At 53.7% G+C, this 18,954-nt stretch carries 19 protein-coding genes; all 19 read left to right on the plus strand.

Going from position 1 to position 18,954, the window contains the following annotated elements:
• The first annotated feature begins 119 nt into the window (after nucleotides 1-119).
• The 19 genes from ABVN36_RS01805 (at nucleotide 120) to ABVN36_RS01895 (ending at nucleotide 18,932) form a co-directional block, all read left to right on the plus strand.
• A complete protein-coding gene (locus tag ABVN36_RS01805) occupies nucleotides 120-614 on the plus strand; it encodes a DUF1441 family protein (RefSeq protein WP_000373425.1) in 495 nt (164 codons plus the stop codon).
• The gene (locus tag ABVN36_RS01810) at nucleotides 614-2,716 is read left to right on the plus strand and encodes a phage terminase large subunit family protein (protein ID WP_023138551.1); all 2,103 of its coding nucleotides are present in this window, start codon (nucleotides 614-616) and stop codon (nucleotides 2,714-2,716) included. The genes ABVN36_RS01805 and ABVN36_RS01810 overlap by 1 nt, the downstream gene beginning before the upstream one ends.
• Nucleotides 2,713-2,925 carry a hypothetical protein gene (locus tag ABVN36_RS01815; protein WP_001072975.1) on the plus strand — a complete coding sequence of 71 codons (213 nt, stop codon included), beginning with the start codon at nucleotides 2,713-2,715 and terminating at the stop codon, nucleotides 2,923-2,925. The genes ABVN36_RS01810 and ABVN36_RS01815 overlap by 4 nt, the downstream gene beginning before the upstream one ends.
• Nucleotides 2,925-4,433, plus strand: a complete 1,509-nt coding sequence (locus tag ABVN36_RS01820; protein WP_000985953.1) for a phage portal protein — start codon at nucleotides 2,925-2,927, stop codon at nucleotides 4,431-4,433. Before ABVN36_RS01815 ends, ABVN36_RS01820 begins: the two co-directional genes overlap by 1 nt.
• Entirely contained in the window at nucleotides 4,378-6,405 is a 2,028-nt protein-coding gene (locus ABVN36_RS01825; protein ID WP_065311213.1) for a ClpP-like prohead protease/major capsid protein fusion protein, read from the plus strand. Before ABVN36_RS01820 ends, ABVN36_RS01825 begins: the two co-directional genes overlap by 56 nt.
• A gap of 86 nt (nucleotides 6,406-6,491) precedes the next feature.
• Nucleotides 6,492-6,815 carry a DUF2190 family protein gene (locus tag ABVN36_RS01830; protein WP_001097045.1) on the plus strand — a complete coding sequence of 108 codons (324 nt, stop codon included), beginning with the start codon at nucleotides 6,492-6,494 and terminating at the stop codon, nucleotides 6,813-6,815.
• Nucleotides 6,808-7,083, plus strand: coding sequence for a DNA breaking-rejoining protein (locus tag ABVN36_RS01835; protein ID WP_001283153.1), 276 nt, complete (start codon nucleotides 6,808-6,810; stop codon nucleotides 7,081-7,083). Before ABVN36_RS01830 ends, ABVN36_RS01835 begins: the two co-directional genes overlap by 8 nt.
• 11 nt (nucleotides 7,084-7,094) lie before the next feature.
• Nucleotides 7,095-7,673, plus strand: a complete 579-nt coding sequence (locus ABVN36_RS01840) for a phage tail protein (RefSeq protein WP_000677106.1) — start codon at nucleotides 7,095-7,097, stop codon at nucleotides 7,671-7,673.
• On the plus strand, nucleotides 7,670-8,071 hold the full coding sequence (locus ABVN36_RS01845) for a phage minor tail U family protein (protein ID WP_001079419.1): 402 nt from the start codon (nucleotides 7,670-7,672) through the stop codon (nucleotides 8,069-8,071). Before ABVN36_RS01840 ends, ABVN36_RS01845 begins: the two co-directional genes overlap by 4 nt.
• Before the next feature lie 10 nt (nucleotides 8,072-8,081).
• Entirely contained in the window at nucleotides 8,082-8,825 is a 744-nt protein-coding gene (locus tag ABVN36_RS01850; protein ID WP_000211106.1) for a phage tail protein, read from the plus strand.
• Between the two features lie 59 nt (nucleotides 8,826-8,884).
• Nucleotides 8,885-9,271, plus strand: a complete 387-nt coding sequence (gene gpG / locus ABVN36_RS01855; protein WP_001372042.1) for a phage tail assembly chaperone G — start codon at nucleotides 8,885-8,887, stop codon at nucleotides 9,269-9,271.
• 8 nt (nucleotides 9,272-9,279) lie between these two features.
• The gene (locus ABVN36_RS01860) at nucleotides 9,280-9,609 is read left to right on the plus strand and encodes a phage tail assembly protein T (RefSeq protein ID WP_001161009.1); all 330 of its coding nucleotides are present in this window, start codon (nucleotides 9,280-9,282) and stop codon (nucleotides 9,607-9,609) included.
• Nucleotides 9,581-12,655 carry a phage tail tape measure protein gene (locus ABVN36_RS01865; RefSeq protein WP_023138553.1) on the plus strand — a complete coding sequence of 1,025 codons (3,075 nt, stop codon included), beginning with the start codon at nucleotides 9,581-9,583 and terminating at the stop codon, nucleotides 12,653-12,655. The genes ABVN36_RS01860 and ABVN36_RS01865 overlap by 29 nt, the downstream gene beginning before the upstream one ends.
• Nucleotides 12,652-12,981 (plus strand): phage tail protein, encoded by a 330-nt coding sequence (locus ABVN36_RS01870; RefSeq protein ID WP_023138555.1) that lies wholly within the window; start codon nucleotides 12,652-12,654, stop codon nucleotides 12,979-12,981. The genes ABVN36_RS01865 and ABVN36_RS01870 overlap by 4 nt, the downstream gene beginning before the upstream one ends.
• Nucleotides 12,981-13,679 carry a phage minor tail protein L gene (locus ABVN36_RS01875; RefSeq protein ID WP_001179670.1) on the plus strand — a complete coding sequence of 233 codons (699 nt, stop codon included), beginning with the start codon at nucleotides 12,981-12,983 and terminating at the stop codon, nucleotides 13,677-13,679. The genes ABVN36_RS01870 and ABVN36_RS01875 overlap by 1 nt, the downstream gene beginning before the upstream one ends.
• 4 nt (nucleotides 13,680-13,683) lie before the next feature.
• On the plus strand, nucleotides 13,684-14,427 hold the full coding sequence (locus ABVN36_RS01880) for a C40 family peptidase (RefSeq protein ID WP_033903618.1): 744 nt from the start codon (nucleotides 13,684-13,686) through the stop codon (nucleotides 14,425-14,427).
• Entirely contained in the window at nucleotides 14,364-14,966 is a 603-nt protein-coding gene (locus ABVN36_RS01885; protein WP_000090865.1) for a tail assembly protein, read from the plus strand. Before ABVN36_RS01880 ends, ABVN36_RS01885 begins: the two co-directional genes overlap by 64 nt.
• Nucleotides 14,967-15,038: 72 nt before the next feature.
• Complete coding sequence (locus ABVN36_RS01890; protein WP_153274582.1) at nucleotides 15,039-15,377, plus strand: hypothetical protein; 339 nt, start codon at nucleotides 15,039-15,041, stop codon at nucleotides 15,375-15,377.
• A gap of 66 nt (nucleotides 15,378-15,443) precedes the next feature.
• Complete coding sequence (locus ABVN36_RS01895) at nucleotides 15,444-18,932, plus strand: phage tail protein (protein ID WP_023138557.1); 3,489 nt, start codon at nucleotides 15,444-15,446, stop codon at nucleotides 18,930-18,932.
• The last annotated feature ends 22 nt before the right edge of the window (nucleotides 18,933-18,954 follow it).

Genomic DNA, 18,954 nt, shown 5'->3' on the forward strand with positions numbered 1-18,954 from the left:
ATTGATATTACAGTGGTTTTATTTTTATGGTGTCGATTTTGATTGTTTTTTGTTCATCACTAACACCGTTTGCCTAAAGTTGTTCGCAAGATGCATGTTTAAAACATTCTGGAGCGGGTATGGATCGAGAGTTAAAAAATCTGACGCTGAATATCAGTCAACTGGCGGCACTGTCAGGTGTACATCGCCAGACTGCTGCGGCAAGGCTGCAAAATCTACCCGTTGCAGGGGGACATGAAAGCAACCTCAAGCTTTATCGGGTGGTTGATATTGTGTCGGCATTTCTGGCATTACCACCGCCGGTTGCAGAAGGCGAAATGGACGCGCATGAGCGCAAAGCCTGGTATCAGTCTGAACGTGAGCGGCTTAAGTTCGAACAGGAAACGGCTCAACTCATTCCGGCCAGTGATGTCAGACGGGAGTTTGCCATCTGGGCAAAAGCGGTCGTGCAGGTGCTGGAGACATTACCGGATATTCTTGAACGTGACTGCGGTCTGCAGCCTGCCGCTGTGAGCCGTGTTCAGTCCATTATTGATGATCTGCGCGATCAGATAGCCCTGCGGGTGACTGAAGCAGGTGCGGATGATGAGGAGGAATTACAGCAGGAGGAGTAATGCTGCATCAGGAAACCGCAAAGGCAGCACGAACCGATTCAGGTTATATCCTTCGCGCACCGAGACGAATGCGGGTTGCTGATGCCGTTGCTCAGTATATGCGGGTGCCCATGGGGGCAGGGAACTCAGTCCCGTGGGATCCGCTGGTGGCACCGTATGTTATTGAGCCTATGAACTGCCTGGCCTCGCGTGAATACGACGCAGTGATATTTGTTGGCCCGGCACGAACCGGCAAGACTATCGGCCTGATTGACGGCTGGGTGATTTACAACGTGATTTGCGATCCTGCTGATATGCTGATCATTCAGATGACGGAGGAAAAAGCCCGCGAACACTCCAAAAAACGACTCGCCAGAACGTTTCGCGTCAGCCCGGAAGTGGTCAGTCGCCTGAGTCCGAACAAAAATGACAACAACGTTTATGACAGAACATTCCTTGCTGGCAACTACCTGAAAATCGGCTGGCCGTCAGTCAATATCATGTCTTCATCAGATTATAAATGCGTGGCGCTGACGGATTATGACCGTTTTCCGGAAGATATTGATGGTGAGGGGGATGCCTTCTCTCTTGCCTCAAAACGTACCACCACATTTATGTCCAGTGGTATGACGCTGGTGGAGAGTTCCCCCGGCAGGGATGTGAAGGATGTGAAATGGCGACGGACTTCACCGCATGAGGCTCCACCAACCACGGGGATCCTGTCGCTCTATAACCGTGGCGATCGCCGTCGCTGGTACTGGCCCTGTCCACACTGTGGTGAGTATTTTCAGCCCTGCGGCGATGTGGTTGCTGGTTTCCGTGATATTGCCGATCCTGTGCTGGCAAGTGAGGCGGCTTATATTCAGTGTCCTTCCTGTTCAGGACGGATTTTGCCTGAACAAAAACGCGAGCTGAACGGACGTGGGGTCTGGTTACGGGATGGTGAATCCATCAATGCAGATGGCAGTCGTTATGGTGATCCCCGGCGTTCACGTATTGCGTCATTCTGGATGGAGGGTCCGGCAGCTGCTTATCAGACACTCTCGCAACTCGTTTACAAACTGCTTACTGCAGAACAGGAATACGAGACAACCGGAAGTGAAGAGACACTCAAGACGGTTATCAATACCGACTGGGGATTACCTTATCTTCCCCGCGCCAGCATGGAGCAACGAAAAAGTGAATTGCTTGAGCAGCGGGCAGAGCCAGTTCCTTCCCGCAGTGTGCCGGATGGCGTTAATTTCCTTGTGGCGACAGTGGATGTGCAGGCGGGACGTCATCGCCGTTTTGTGGTTCAGGTAACGGGCTATGGCAGCCGTGGAGAACGCTGGATTATTGATCGTTACAACATCACGCAGTCATTGCGCGGTGACAGCGACGGGGAGAGCCAGCGAATTGATCCGGCCAGCTATCCGGAAGACTGGGATGTCCTGCTGACGGATGTTTTTCATAAAAGCTGGCCGCTGGCCTCCGACCCTTCTCAACAAATGCGACTGATGGCAATGGCGGTGGACTCCGGCGGTGAAGACGGGGTCACTGATAATGCCTATAAATTCTGGCGTCGTTGCCGTCGTGATGGCCTTGGTAAACGTATTTACCTGTTTAAGGGCGACAGCATCCGGCGCGCAAAACTGATCACCCGTACATTCCCTGATAACACCGGACGAACGGGCCGACGGGCGCAGGCCGCAGGTGATGTGCCGCTCTGGCTTCTTCAGACGGATGCCCTGAAAGACCGGGTGAATAACGCGTTATGGCGTGACTCGCCAGGTCCCGGCTATGTGCATTTCCCTGACTGGCTGGGGAGCTGGTTTTACGACGAACTGACGTATGAAGAGCGGAGCAGTGACGGGAAATGGAGTAAGCCGGGTCGCGGTGCCAACGAAGCTTTTGACCTGATGGTGTATGCCGAGGCTCTGGTCATTCTGTATGGATACGAAAAGATCCGCTGGCCGGATGCACCGGAGTGGGCGAGCCGGGAAACCTGGCTGGAGTGTGTCCCGGACAGTACCGAACCGTCACCCTCACCGGAACCGGTATCCACGCCTGTTAAAAAACAAAAACGGAAGAAAACAGTAACTGACGATGTTAACCCCTGGCTGACTTCCGGAGGATGGTTATGAACCAGAATGATATCGAAGCCATGATTCAGCGTTATACGGAAGCTGAAATGGCGGTGCTGGACGGAAAATCCGTCACCTTTAATGGTCAGCAGATGACCATGGAAAACTTATCTGAGATCCGGCAGGGACGGCAGGAGTGGGAGCGCCGCCTTGCGGCTCTGATTACACGACGACGGGGGCATCCTGGGTACCGGCTGGCGAGGTTCTGATGGCAATTCTTGATGATGTGATTGGCGTTTTTTCACCAGGATGGAAAGCGGCAAGGCTGCGTTCCCGTGCGGTGATCCAGGCTTATGAGGCCGTAAAAACGACACGGACACACAAAGCCCGGCGGGAAAACCGAACTGCCGACCAGTTAAGCCAGTACGGGGCCGTGTCGTTACGTGAGCAGGCCCGTTACCTTGATAACAACCACGATCTGGTTATTGGTGTATTTGACAAGCTGGAAGAACGGGTGGTGGGGAAAAACGGGATTATTGTCGAGCCACATCCGGTATTACGCAATGGGGCCATTGCCCGTGATCTGGCAGCGGAGATACGCACCCGATGGAGTGAATGGTCTGTCAGTCCGGAAGTCACCGGGCAGTTTACCCGTCCGATGCTGGAACGTCTGATGCTGCGTACCTGGCTGCGCGATGGTGAGGTGTTTGCCCAGATGGTTTCCGGGCGCATAAACAGCCTGACGCCTTCTGCCGGTGTTCATTTCTGGCTGGAGGCGCTCGAGCCGGACTTTATTCCCATGACCAGTGATGAGAGCAACAGGCTGAATCAGGGCGTGTTTGTTGATGACTGGGGGCGTCCCGAAAAATATCTGGTGTATAAAAGCCGTCCCGTATCCGGGCGGCAGATGGAAACCAAAGAAGTGGATGCAGAGCGAATGCTGCATCTTAAATTTGTTCGCCGTCTGCACCAGATGCGCGGGACGTCTTTGTTGTCCGGTGTGCTGATCCGCCTCAGTGCCCTGAAAGAGTATGAAGATTCTGAGCTGACTGCAGCAAGGATCGCCGCTGCTCTGGGGATGTACATCCGGAAAGGCGACGGGCAGAGCTATGAACCGGATGGTAATGGCAGCAAGGAGAATGAACGCGAGCTTACCATTCAGCCAGGCATTATTTACGACGATCTGAAACCCGGCGAAGAAATCGGAATGGTGAAGTCGGATCGTCCCAATCCTAACCTTGAAACTTTTCGTAATGGTCAGTTGCGTGCCGTGGCGGCGGGCAGTCGTCTGAGTTTTTCCAGTACGGCACGCAACTATAACGGCACTTACAGCGCCCAGCGTCAGGAACTGGTTGAGTCTACTGATGGCTACCTGATCCTGCAGGACTGGTTTATTGGTGCCGTCACCCGCCCGATGTATCGTGCCTGGCTGAAACAGGCTGTGGCATCCGGTGTTATCAGGTTACCCCGCGATCTTGACCGTTCTTCACTGTATACCGCGGTGTATTCCGGACCAGTGATGCCGTGGATTGACCCTGTTAAGGAGGCTGAGGCCTGGAAAATCCAGATTCGTGGTGGAGCGGCGACAGAATCAGACTGGGTACGTGCTGGTGGTCGTAATCCGGATGATGTCAAACGTCGGCGCAAGGCCGAAATTGATGAAAACCGCAAGCTGGATCTGGTATTTGATACCGATCCGGCCAGTGATAAAGGAGGCAGCAGTGCCGCAACGAAACGACAGGAGCCGCAGCACACCGACGACCAGTCCGAAGAATAATTCCTGGTTCAGGATGCAGGCTGGTCACCAGAGTGACGCGGATATTTATATTTATGACGAGATTGGTTTCTGGGGTGTTACAGCGAAGCAGTTTATCAGTGATCTGAATGCACTGGGCGATATCACCCACATTAATCTCCATATTAATTCACCGGGTGGCGATGTCTTTGAAGGCATCGCCATTTTTAATGCGCTGAAAACACATGGTGCGTCCATTACCGTTTATGTCGACGGTGTGGCGGCGTCAATGGCGTCGGTCATTGCGATGGTGGGAAACCCGGTCATTATGCCGGAAAACACCTTCATGATGATTCATAAACCATTTGGCTTTACGGGCGGTGATGCGGAGGACATGCGCACCTATGCCGACCTGCTCGATAAGGTTGAGGCGGTTCTGTTACCCGCTTATGCACAGAAAACCGGGAAAACCACCGATGAAATTGCTGCCATGCTGGCGGATGAGACCTGGATGTCCGGTGCCGAATGTCTGGCACATGGATTTGCTGATCAGGTAACGCCAGCCGTTAAGGCAATGGCATGTATTCAGTCAAAACGTACAGAGGAATTTAAAAAGATGCCGGAATCCATTCGAAACATGATTACTCCGCCACGCAACACTGCTCCACGCGTACAGGATGATGAACCTGCAGCCTCCCGGACGCCAGTGCAGGCAGCAGCACCCGTGGTGGATGAAAACAGTATCCGTGCGCAGGTACTGGCAGAGCAAAAAGCGCGTGTAAACGGTATTAATGATCTGTTTGCCATGTTTGGCGGGCGTTATCAGACGCTGCAGGCTCAGTGTCTTGCCGATCCTGAATGTTCGTTGGAGCAGGCCCGCGAAAAGCTGTTGAACGAGATGGGGCGCGAGTCCACGCCATCCAATAAAAATACCCCGGCTCATATTTATGCCGGTAACGGTAATTTTGTGGGGGACGGGATCCGCCAGGCGCTGATGGCGCGTGCCGGATTTGAAAAAACCGAACGTGATAATGTCTACAACGGGATGACCCTGCGTGAATATGCCCGTATGTCACTGACTGAACGGGGTATTGGGGTTTCCAGTTATAACCCGATGCAGATGGTCGGTGCGGCGTTCACACACAGTACGTCTGACTTCGGTAATATTCTGCTGGATGTTGCGAACAAAGCCATTCTGCAGGGCTGGGAAGATGCCCCTGAAACCTATGAACAGTGGACGCGGAAAGGTCAGTTGTCTGATTTTAAAATTGCCCATCGTGTGGGTATGGGGGGCTTCAGTGCTCTGCGTCAGGTGCGTGAAGGGGCGGAATATAAATACGTCACCACCGGAGATAAACAGGCCACTATTGCATTGGCGACCTATGGCGAGCTGTTCAGTATCACCCGTCAGGCCATTATCAATGATGATCTGAATATGCTGACCGATGTCCCGATGAAACTGGGCCGTGCGGCGAAATCCACTATTGCCGATCTGGTTTATGCCATTCTGACGTCTAACCCGAAAATCTCCACAGATAATGTAAGTCTGTTCGATAAAGCGAAACATGCAAACGTACTGGAGAGCGCTGAAATGGACGTGGCATCGCTGGATAAAGCCCGCCAGTTGATGCGCGTTCAGAAAGAGGGGGAGCGTCATCTGAATATTCGTCCTGCGTTCGTACTGGTACCGACGGCGATGGAGTCTGTTGCTAACCAGGTCATTCGCTCCTCAAGTGTCAAGGGGGCTGACATTAACGCCGGTATTATTAACCCGGTGAAAGATTTTGCGACCGTTATTGCAGAGCCTCGTCTTGATGATAACAGCCAGACCACTTTCTACCTGGCTGCGTCCAAAGGCTCCGATACGATTGAAGTGGCTTATCTCAACGGTGTGGATACGCCATATATTGATCAGATGGAGGGCTTCAGTGTGGATGGCGTGACAACGAAAGTGCGTATTGACGCCGGTGTCGCGCCAGTTGATCACCGCGGTCTGGTGAAATGTACGGCGTAAACGTCGCAGACAACAACTCTGATGGCCCGTAAGGGCTTTTTTTGTACCTGAAATCAGCCCCTGAACGGGGCTGTGCGGAGACAGTTATGGCAAAGAATTTTGTAGAAGAAGGAAAAACGGTGGCGATTGTTGCCAGTGCAGCCATCAGCAGCGGAGATCTGGTGCAGGTGGGCGATGTTTTTGCGGTGGCGCTGACCGATATTCCACAGGGTGAAACAGGCGACGGCCTGACCGAAGGTGTGTTTATGCTGCCTAAGCTGAAAACGGATGACATGAAAACGGGTAAGAAGGTTTATCTGAAGTCCGGAAAAGTTCAGCTGACTAACAGCGGCTCTGATCCGCTGGTCGGGGTTGTCTGGGCAGATGCCGGAACCAGTGCAGAAGAAGTGCCGGTAAAACTCAATGTCTGATCCCTTTTCCCGGTTGGCAGCGCGTATGGATGCTATCACGGTCAGAAAGATGGGAAAGACAGCCTCGATTAATGATGTCGATATGACTGTGATCCCGGGAGAAACACTGGCAGAGCTGAATGCTCTGTCCGGGCCTGCGGTCTCTCTGGTGGTGTTTTCTTCGGGATACCGCCCACGGCGCGGGGATCGCGTTGTTTATGACGGACAACAATGGACGGTCACACGGCATGAACGCTTTAACGGTAAGCCAATGATCTTTATTGAGTAAAGAGGTGTGGGATGAAGGGGCTTGAGAATGCCATCCGTAATCTGAACAGCCTTGATACCCGTATGGTGCCACAGGCCAGCGCATGGGCGATAAACCGTGTGGCACAGAAAGCGGTCTCGGTTGCCACCCGGCAGGTTGCCGGGAATACCGTTGCGGGAGATAACCAGGTGAAAGGGATCCCCCTGAAACTGGTACGTCAGCGTGTCCGGGTGTTTAAAGCCAGTCCGTCAGGAAAAATGACGGCCAGGATCCGCGTTAACCGGGGCAATCTGCCCGCCATTAAGCTGGGGACAGCCCGGGTCAGACTGGCCCGGCGTGGTGGAAAACTGCAGTACCGTGGCAGTGTGCTGAAGGTGGGTAAATATCTTTTCCGGGATGCGTTTATTCAGCAACTGGCGAATGGTCGCTGGCATGTGATGCGGCGTATTGATGGCAAAAATCGTTATCCCATTGATGTGGTGAAAATCCCGCTGTCCGGACCGCTGACACAGGCATTTGAAGATGCCCGCGACCGCATCATTGCTGCGGAAATGCCGAAACAGCTGGGGTATGCACTGAAACAACAACTGAGGTTATGGCTGACCCGATGAACCGACATACACAAATCCGCCAGGTCGTACTGGCACGCCTTCGGGAACAGTGTGGAGACAGCGCCACGTTTTTTGACGGACTTCCGGCATTTGTTGATGCGCAGGAACTGCCTGCCGTGGCGGTGTGGCTGAGTGATGCTCAGTACACCGGAAAAATGACGGATGAAGATGACTGGCAGGCTGTTCTGCATATTGCTGTCTTCATCCGGGCACAGGCACCGGATTCAGAGCTGGATATGTGGATGGAGAGCACTATTTTCCCGGCCCTGAATGATGTACCGGCACTTTCCGGACTCATCGACACCCTGATCCCACTCGGTTTTAACTATCAACGTGATAATGAGATGGCCACCTGGGCGATGGCGGAAATCACGTACCAGATCACGTACACGAATTAAGGAGGTGGCAATGACCACACCAAATCCACTGGCAAAAACTAAAGGTGCGGGAACGACGTTCTGGATGTACACCGGCAAGGGCGATGCGTTTGCGAACCCTTTATCGGACACTGACTGGCTGCGTCTTGCGATGGTGAAGGATCTGCAACCTGGCGAAATGACCGCTGATGCAGAAGATGACACTTATCTCGATGATGAAGATGCAGACTGGAAAACGACAACCCAGGGGCAGAAATCCGTCGGTGATACTTCGGCGACGCTGGCCTGGCGTCCGGGTGACAGCGGGCAGAAAAAACTGGTTCAGTTGTTCGACTCCGGTGAAGTCTGCGCGTTTCGTATCAAATATCCCAACGGTACTGTTGATGTTTTCCGTGGCTGGCTGAGTTCACTGGGTAAAACCATTGCCTCAAAAGACGTGATGACCCGCACCGTGAAAATCAGCGGTGTGGGGCGTCCATATCTGGCAGAGGAGGGCACTGAAACTGTGGGCGTTACCGGGCTGACGGTGGCACCGGCATCCGCCAGTGTCAATGTGGGAGCAACCACCACGCTGACCTTTACAGTAAAACCTGACGGAGCCAGTGACAAAGCGATCAGTGTGCATTCGACAGATCCACAGACAGCCACTGTGACCCTGAACGGACTTGTGGCCACGGTGAAAGGCGTGAAGCAGGGCAGCGTCAGCATTGTGGGCATGACTTCTGACGGCGATTTTGTGGCAGTGGCTACGGTGGCTGTCAGCGCCGCAGGTTAACAGGATGATACTCATCATTTGCCCCGGTTATCCGGGGTTTTTTGCAGGTGGAGAATATGATGTTTCTGAAACAGGGCACGTTTAATTATGAAAAACAGTCCGTGGTGCTCAGTGAGCTGTCCGGGCTGCAGAGAATTGAATATCTGGCGTTTGTTCAGCAGCGAACGGCAAAGTTTGATGCCGAAGAGGGAGAACTGCCGGAGGCTGAACGACAGATTGCTTTTCTGCGGATGGGGATGGATATCAATGCCTGGCTGGTTTCCCGCTCACTGTGGAATGCGGATCAGTCTAAGGATGTAGAGACGCTTTGCGCATCCGTTATTACAACATGGTCGTATGATGCCCTGGGTGCGGGGGCGGAGATGGTTCTGTCGCTGAGCGGTATGGGGACCATTGATAATGCCGGGGATGATGAGCATGAGGCGCTGACGCCGGAAAAGTCCTGACGCGGGAAATGCAGTTTGTCATGCGGCTTGCCCGGGAGTTCCGGCGGGCAGACTGGCGGCGGATGCTGTCGGAAATGTCGGCCACTGAGCTTGGTGAGTGGGGCGATTATTTCCGGATGCAGAGCTTCAGTGATGTGTGGATGGATGCGCAGTTTGCCTCGCTGAAGGCATTGATCGTGAGAATGGTGTCCGGCAGCAGTGATGCTGCGGTGGCTGATTTCAGCCTTTTACCGGAAGAGAACGGGATACCGGAGCGAACGGACGAAGAACTGATGCATCTTGGGGAAGGTATTTCCGGAGGTGTGCGTTATGGACCAGATAGCCAACCTGGTCATTGATTTGGGGATTGATGCGGCAGAGTTTAAAAATGAAATCCCCCGTATCAAAAACCTTCTGAATGGTGCAGCCAGCGATGCAGAACGGTCTTCTGCCCGTATGCAGCGTTTTATGGAGCGTCAGACTCAGGCCGCCCGGCAGACAACGCAGGCGGCTTCTTCGGCTGCAACAGCCGCATCCGTCCATGCGCAGACGGTGGAGAAGAACGCACAGGCTCATGAACGCATGGCCCGCGAGGTGGAGAAAACCCGCCAGCGCATGGAGGCGCTGAGCCAGAAAATGCGCGAGGAACAGGCGCAGGCCATGGCTCTGGCGGAGGCTCAGGATAAAGCGGCTGCTGCGTTTTATCGTCAGATTGACAGTGTGAAACAGGCCAGTGCGGGGCTGCAGGAATTACAGCGTATTCAGCAGCAGATCCGACAGGCCAGAAACAGTGGCGGGATTGGTCAGCAGGATTATCTGGCGCTGATTTCTGAGGTTACTGCGAAAACCCGTGTTCTTACACAGGCTGAGGAAGAGGCTACCCGACAGAAAGTGGCGTTTATCCGTCAGCTTAAAGAGCAGGCAACCCGCCAGAATCTTTCTTCTTCTGAGTTGCTTCGTGCTAAGGCTGCCCAACTGGGGGTAAGCAGTGCTGCAGAAGTGTATATCCGCAAAATGGAGCAGGCAGGAAAAGCCACGCATTCGCTGGGTCTGAAAAGTGCAGCGGCCCGCCAGGAGATAGGCGTTCTGATAGGTGAACTGGCCCGCGGCAATTTAGGTGCGCTGAGGGGATCCGGGATAACGCTGGCTAACCGTGCCGGGTGGATAGACACACTGATGTCACCGAAAGGCATGATGCTTGGCGGGGTTATTGGCGGTATTGCCGCGGCTGTCTATGGTCTGGGTAAAGCCTGGTATGACGGTCAGAAGGAGGGGGAAGAATTTAACCGCCAGCTGTCGCTGACGGGGCATTATGCCGGAGTCACTGCCGGGCAGCTGTGGACGCTCAGTCGTGCTATTTCCGGGAATGGTATCACGCAACATGCTGCAGCCGGTGCGCTGGCTCAGGTGGTGGGTAGTGGTGCATTTCGTGGAAACGATATCGGTATGGTGGCGAGAGCTGCCGCACAGATGGAGCGATCGGTTGGCCAGTCGGTCAGCGATACCATAAATCAGTTTAAGCGGCTGAAGGATGATCCTGTAAATGCCGCGAAGGCTCTGGACAATGAGCTGCATTTTCTTACTGCCACTCAGCTTGAGCAGATACGCGTCCTTGGGGAGCAGGGACGGTCCAGTGATGCTGCACGGATAGCCATGTCTGCACTGGCAGAGGAAACCGGTAGGCGTACTGCGGATATTGATAATAACCTCAATGCGCTTGGCAGTACGCTGAAGTATCTGTCTGATTTATGGAGTCGTTTCTGGGATGCGGCCATGAATATTGGTCGTGAAGACTCGCTGGATGAACAGATTGCCACTTTACAGGAGAAAGTGTCGCGGGCGAAAAGACTCCCCTGGACGGCATCATCTTCTCAGGTTGAATACGATCAGCAGCGTCTTAACGATCTTCAGGAGAAAAAACGCCAGAAGGATTTGCAGGATGCAAAAGAGCAGGCAGAGCGGAATTATCAGGAGCAACAGAAACGACGTAATGCTGAAAATGCTGCACTGAACCGGATGAATGAAACGGAAGCAGCACGACATCAGCGTGAAATTGCGCGTATTAATGCCATGCAGTACGCCGACCAGGCTGTCAGGGATGCGGCGATACAACGTGAAAATGAACGTTACGAGAAAGCCCTGGCATCCGGTAAGAAAAAAACACGCGAAACCCGTAATGATGAGGCCACCCGGTTATTGCTGCAGTACAGTCAGCAACAGGCACAGGTGGAAGGACAGATTGCTGCTGCAAGACAGTCAGCTGGCATTGCCACTGACAGGATGACAGAAGCGCATAAACAGCTTCTGGCTCTGCAGCAGCGCATCAGCGATCTGGACGGGAAAAAACTGACGGCAGATGAAAAGAGTGTGCTGGCCCGTAAAGATGAACTGATTCAGGCACTGACGCTGTTGGATGTAAAACAGCAGGAGCTTCAGAAACAGACGGCACTCAACGATCTGAAGAAAAAAACAATTCAGCTGACCAGTCAACTGGCTGAAGAAGAGCGCTCTCAGCATCAGCAACATGACCTGGATATCGCCACGGTGGGTATGGGTGATCAGCAGCGGCAGCGATATCAGGTACAACTGAGTCTTCGCCAGAAATACCAGCAACAGCTGGAGCAGTTGAGGCGGGATAGTGAGCAGAAAGGGACATATAACACGGATGACTACAGAAAGGCCGAGCAGGCGCTGACGGAGAGCCTGAACAGGCAACTGAATGAGAATCGCCGTTACTGGCAACAGCTTGAAATTGCTCAGGGTAACTGGAAAAACGGTGCCATGCGGGCGTTTCAGAATTTCACGGCAGATGCGGATAATGCGGCAGGCACTGCGGAGCAGATGCTTACAGCGGCATTTAATAGTGCAGGTAATGCACTGGCAACATTCTGTACCACCGGAAAACTGAACTTCAAATCTTTTACCGCCTCGCTCCTTTCTGATCTGGCAAAAATCATGGCTCAGATGTCCATGATGCAGGCAGTTAAGGGGATTGGTTCGGCGTTTGGCTGGGGGAGTGCAGCAACTGCCAGTGTGACGCCCAATGCTGATGGTGGTGTTTATCAGTCTGCTGATTTGAGTCGCTACAGTGGCACGGTGGTTAACCGTCCGACGTTTTTTGCTTTTGCAAAAGGTGCAGGTGTGATGGGGGAAGCTGGGCCTGAAGCCATTCTGCCTCTGCGTCGTGGTGCTGACGGTAAGCTGGGGGTTGTGGCGGATATTGGTGGTTCAGGTATGGCGATGTTTGCCCCGCAGTACAACATCGAGATCAATAACGATGGCACGAACGGGCAGATAGGTCCGGCTGCCCTGAAGGTGGTTTATGACCTCGGGAAAAAAGCAGCAGCGGACTTTATGCAACAGCAGTCCCGTGATGGTGGTCTGTTCTCCGGAGGTGGACGATGAAAACCTTCCGCTGGAAAGTGAAATCCGGTATGGATGTGGCTTCGGCCCCTTCCGTAATAAAGGTGCGCTTTGGTGATGGCTATTCTCAGCGTGCGCCTGCCGGGCTGAACGCTGACCTGAAAACGTACAGCGTGACGCTTTCTGTTCCCCGCGAGGAGGCCACGGCACTGGAATCGTTTCTGGCTGAGCACGGGGGCTGGAAGGCCTTTCTGTGGACGCCGCCTTATGGCTACCGGCAGATAAAGGTGACCTGCGCAAAATGGTCGTCGCGGGTCAGTATGTTGCGTGTTGAGTTCAGCGCAGAGTTTGAACAGGTGGTGAACTGATGCAGAATATCCGACAGGAAACACTGAATGAATGCACCCGTGCGGAGCAGTCTGCCAGCGTGGTGCTCTGGGAAATCGATCTGACAGAGGTCGGCGGAGATCGTTATTTCTTCTGTAATGAGCAGAACGAAAAAGGTGAACCAGTCACCTGGCAGGGGCGGCAGTATCAGGCCTATCCCATTCAGGGAAGTGGATTTGAGATGAACGGCAAAGGAGCCAGTGCAAGGCCAACGCTGAAAGTCTCTAATCTGCACGGCATGGTCACCGGGATGGCGGAAGACCTGCAGAGTCTGGTCGGAGGAACGGTGGTCAGGCGTAAGGTTTACGCCCGTTTTCTGGATGCGGTGAACTTCGTCAACGGAAATAGCGATGCCGATCCGGAGCAGGAGGTGATCAGCCGCTGGCGCATCGAGCAGTGCAGCGAACTGAGCGCGGTGAGCGCCTCTTTTGTACTGTCCACGCCGACGGAAACGGATGGCGCTGTTTTTCCGGGGCGCATCATGCTGGCCAACACCTGTACCTGGACCTATCGCGGTGATGAGTGCGGTTATAGCGGTCCGGCTGTCGCGGATGAATATGACCAGCCGACGTCCGATATCACGAAAGATAAATGCAGTAAATGCCTGAGTGGCTGTAAGTTTCGCAATAATGTCGGCAACTTTGGCGGCTTCCTTTCCATTAACAAACTTTCGCAGTAATCCCATGACAGAGACAGAATCAGCGATTCTGGCGCACGCCCGGCGATGTGCGCCAGCGGAGTCGTGCGGCTTCGTGGTGAGAACGCCGGAGGGGGAAAGATATTTTCCCTGCGTGAATATCTCCGGTGAGCCGGAGGAGTATTTCCGGATGTCGCCGGAGGACTGGCTGCAGGCAGAAATGCAGGGTGAGATTGTGGCGCTGGTCCACAGTCACCCCGGTGGTCTGCCCTGGCTGAGTGAGGCCGATCGGCGGCTGCAGGTGCAGAGTGATTTGCCGTGGTGGCTGGTCTGCCGGGGGGCGATTTACAAGTTCCGCTGTGTGCCACATCTTACCGGGCGGCGCTTTGAGCACGGGGTGACGGACTGTTACACGCTGTTCCGGGATGCTTACCATCTGGCGGGGATTGAGATGCCGGATTTTCATCGCGGGGATGACTGGTGGCGTAACGGTCAGAATCTCTATCTGGATAATCTGGAGGCCACAGGGCTGTATCAGGTGCCGTTGTCAGCGGCGCAGCCGGGCGATGTGCTGCTGTGCTGTTTTGGTTCATCGGTGCCGAATCATGCCGCCATTTACTGTGGTGACGGCGAGCTGCTGCACCATATTCCTGAACAACTGAGCAAACGAGAGAGGTATACCGACAAATGGCAGCGACGCACACACTCCCTCTGGCGTCACCGGGCATGGCACGCATCTGCCTTTACGGGGATTTACAACGATTTGGTCGCCGCATCGACCTTCGTGTGAAAACGGGGGCTGAAGCCATCCGGGCGCTGGCCACGCAGCTTCCGGCGTTTCGCCAGAAACTGAATGAGGGCTGGTATCAGGTGCGCATTTCCGGGCGTGATGCAGGCGAAAACGAATTATCTGCCCGTCTTAATGAGCCGCTGGCAAATGGTGCCGTGATCCACATCGTACCGCGTCTGGCGGGTGCCAAAAGTGGCGGTATTTTTCAGGCAGTGCTGGGTGCGGCGCTAATTGCTACGGCAATCTGGATGCCGGGGCTTAGTATTGTTGCAAGTAATCTCATGTTCTCTCTTGGGGCAGGTATGGTTTTAGGCGGTGTTGCGCAGATGCTGGCACCGAAAGCCAAAACGCCTAAAGTGTCAGCCACTGATAACGGTAAGCAAAATACCTATTTTTCCTCATTGGATAACATGGTTGCCCAGGGCAATGTCCTGCCTGTTCTGTACGGTGAAATGCGCGTGGGGTCACGTGTGGCATCTCAGGAGATCAGCACGGCAGATGAAGGGGATGGTGGTCAGGTTGTGGTAATTGGGCGGTAATATTATTTACTCATGTTCTAACTGATTTAATATTTATATCGAACACTGATAATTATTCTGTTGGTTAGCTATATGAACAAAACGATTTTATTCTGCACGATTATTGCCTTAACAGGATGTAAATCTTTGGATTACGTAAAATCCGGCAAGCCTGTAATGGAAGGTAATTCATTAAAAAATATTGATGAATTGTCAGGCTGCATATCCAGACAATGGGCTGGTAATGGAACACCTATAACATCCATTCCTATTGAGAATGGGGTAAGCCTTTTAGTTCCACAGGCTATGGGTGGGTATGATGTTGTGCTTGATATCAAAAAAGCAGGAAATGGCAGTAGTTTTACTCTTTATGAACGCGTACCAGCATTAACGCCAAAAATTTTTGCTGATAGTGTTAATGCATGTAAATAATAGTTAATCCTGCCGTAACTCATGAGCCGCCTTTTGGGCGGCTTTGTTGTTTATGGAGTGTGAGGAATGGGTAAAGGTAGCAGTAAGGGGCATACCCCGCGCGAAGCGAAGGACAACCTGAAGTCCACGCAGCTGCTGAGTGTGATCGATGCCATCAGCGAAGGGCCGGTTGAAGGTCCGGTGGATGGATTAAAAAGCGTGCTGCTGAACAGTACGCCGGTGCTGGACAGTGAGGGGAATACCAATATCTCCGGCGTCACGGTGGTGTTCCGGGCAGGTGAGCAGGAGCAGACACCGCCTGAGGGCTTTGAATCCTCCGGCTCCGAGACGGTGCTGGGTACGGAAGTGAAATATGACACGCCGATCACCCGGACCATCACGTCGGCAAACATTGACCGTCTGCGTTTTACTTTCGGCGTGCAGGCACTGGTGGAAACCACCTCAAAGGGGGACAGGAATCCGTCGGAAGTCCGCCTGCTGGTTCAGATACAGCGTAATGGTGGCTGGGTGACGGAAAAAGACATCACCATTAAGGGCAAAACCACCTCGCAGTATCTGGCCTCGGTGGTGGTGGATAACCTGCCGCCGCGCCCGTTTAATATCCGGATGCGCAGGATGACGCCGGACAGCACCACAGACCAGCTGCAGAACAAAACGCTCTGGTCGTCATACACCGAAATTATCGATGTGAAACAGTGCTACCCGAACACGGCACTGGTCGGCGTGCAGGTGGATTCGGAGCAGTTCGGCAGCCAGCAGGTGAGCCGTAATTATCATCTTCGCGGGCGTATTCTGCAGGTGCCGTCGAATTATAACCCGCAGACGCGGCAATACAGCGGTATCTGGGACGGAACGTTTAAACCGGCATACAGCAACAACCCGGCCTGGTGTCTGTGGGATATGCTGACCCATCCGCGCTACGGCATGGGAAAACGTCTTGGTGCGGCGGATGTCGATAAATGGGCGCTGTATGTCATCGGCCAGTACTGCGACCAGTCAGTGCCGGACGGCTTTGGCGGCACGGAGCCGCGCATCACCTGTAATGCGTACCTGACCACACAGCGTAAGGCGTGGGATGTGCTCAGTGATTTCTGCTCGGCGATGCGCTGTATGCCGGTATGGAACGGGCAGACGCTGACGTTCGTGCAGGACCGACCATCAGATAAGGTGTGGACCTATAACCGCAGTAATGTGGTGATGCCGGATGATGGCGCGCCGTTCCGCTACAGCTTCAGCGCCCTGAAGGACCGCCATAATGCCGTTGAGGTGAACTGGATTGACCCGAATAACGGCTGGGAGACGGCGACAGAGCTTGTGGAGGACACGCAGGCCATTGCCCGTTACGGTCGTAACGTCACGAAGATGGATGCCTTTGGCTGTACCAGCCGGGGGCAGGCACATCGCGCCGGGCTGTGGCTGATTAAAACAGAACTGCTGGAAACGCAGACCGTGGACTTCAGCGTGGGTGCCGAAGGGCTTCGCCATGTACCGGGCGATGTCATTGAAATCTGCGATGATGACTATGCCGGTATCAGCACCGGCGGGCGCGTGCTGGCGGTAAACAGCCAGACCCGGACGCTGACGCTCGACCGTGAAATCACGCTGCCATCCTCCGGTACCACGCTGATAAGCCTGGTTGACGGAAGTGGCAATCCGGTCAGCGTGGAGGTTCAGTCCGTCACCGACGGCGTGAAGGTGAAAGTGAGCCGGGTTCCTGACGGCGTTGCTGAATACAGCGTGTGGGGGCTGAAGCTGCCGACGCTGCGCCAGCGCCTGTTCCGCTGCGTGAGTATCCGTGAGAACGACGACGGCACGTATGCCATCACCGCCGTGCAGCATATACCGGAAAAAGAAGCCATCGTGGATAACGGGGCGCACTTTGACGGCGACCAGAGCGGCACGGTGAATGGTGTCACGCCGCCAGCGGTGCAGCACCTGACTGCCGAAGTCACCGCAGACAGCGGGGAATATCAGGTGCTGGCGCGCTGGGATACGCCGAAGGTGGTGAAGGGCGTGAGCTTCCTGCTTCGTCTGACCGTGACAGCGGAAGACGGCAGTGAGCGGCTGGTCAGCACAGCCCGGACGACGGAAACCACATACCGCTTCACGCAACTGGCGCTGGGAAACTACAGGCTGACAGTCCGGGCGGCAAATGCCTGGGAGCAGCAGGGCGATCCGGCATCGGTATCGTTCCGGATTGCCGCACCGGCAGCACCGTCGCGGATTGAGCTGACGCCGGGTTATTTTCAGATCACCGCCACGCCGCATCTTGCGGTTTATGATCCGACGGTACAGTTTGAGTTCTGGTTTTCGGAAAAGCGGATTACCGATATCAGGCAGGTTGAAACCAGCGCGCGTTATCTTGGTACGGCGCAGTGCTGGATAGCTGCCAGTATCAATATCAGGCCGGGCCATGATTATTATTTTTATGTTCGCAGTGTGAACACCGTCGGCAAATCGGTATTTGTGGAAGCTGTTGGCCAGCCGAGTAATGATGCGTCCGGCTATCTGGATTTTTTCAAAGGAGAGATAGGGAAAACACATCTGGCCCAGGAGCTGTGGACACAAATTGATAACGGTCAGCTTGCCCCGGATCTGGCTGAAATCAGGACATCCATTACGAATGTCAGCAATGAAATCACCGAGACCGTTAACAAGACACTGAAAGACCAGAGCGCAGCAATCCAGCAGATACAGAAGGTTCAGGTTGACACCAGTAATAACCTGAACAGTATGTGGGCTGTGAAGCTGCAACAGATGAAGGATGGACGCCTTTATATTGCGGGTATCGGTGCCGGTATTGAGAATACCCAGGACGGCATGCAGAGTCAGGTGCTTCTGGCTGCAGACCGGGTGGCATTTATTAACCCGGCGAATGGTAACACCACTCCTGCACTGGTCACACAGGGCGGACAGACGTTTATTAATGAGGCGCTGATCAAGTTCCTTATTGCTCCCACGATTACCAGTGGTGGTAATCCTCCGGCATTCTCCCTGACACCTGACGGAAAGCTGACTGCTAAAAATGCGGATATCAGTGGCAGTGTGAATGCGAACGCCGGGACGCTCAACAATGTCACGATTAATGAGAACTGTCTGATAAAAGGAAAACTGTCTGCCAGTCAGATTGAGGGCGATATTGTCAAAGCGGTGGGAAAGGCTTTTCCACATGATCCGCGCGAATCAGAATTTAAACCGTGGCCGTCAGGTACGATTACTGTGAGGATAGATGATGATCAAAAATATGACAGACAAATTGTCATTCCTGCTGTTGCGTTTCGTGGGGCGAAGCACCGGCAGGCATCCACAAACAGTGAATATTATTCATCCTGTCGTCTTGTTGTAAAAAAGAATGGTTCTGTAATTTATGACAAATCGACCAACGATGTTACAGCCATTTACACAGGCATCATGGATATGCCAGCCGGTTCTGGAGGAATAACTCTTGAGTTTTCAGTTTCTGCGTCAAACGGGAATTATTATCCTTCAGCGACTATCAGCGATTTGCTTGTGGTCATTATGAAAAAATCCACAGCTGGTATCAGTATCAGCTGAATGTTTAAAACCCAAACCGGGC

Origin of the sequence: Salmonella sp. SJTUF15581, assembly GCF_043356775.1 — a bacterium.
Lineage (GTDB): Bacteria > Pseudomonadota > Gammaproteobacteria > Enterobacterales > Enterobacteriaceae > Salmonella > Salmonella enterica.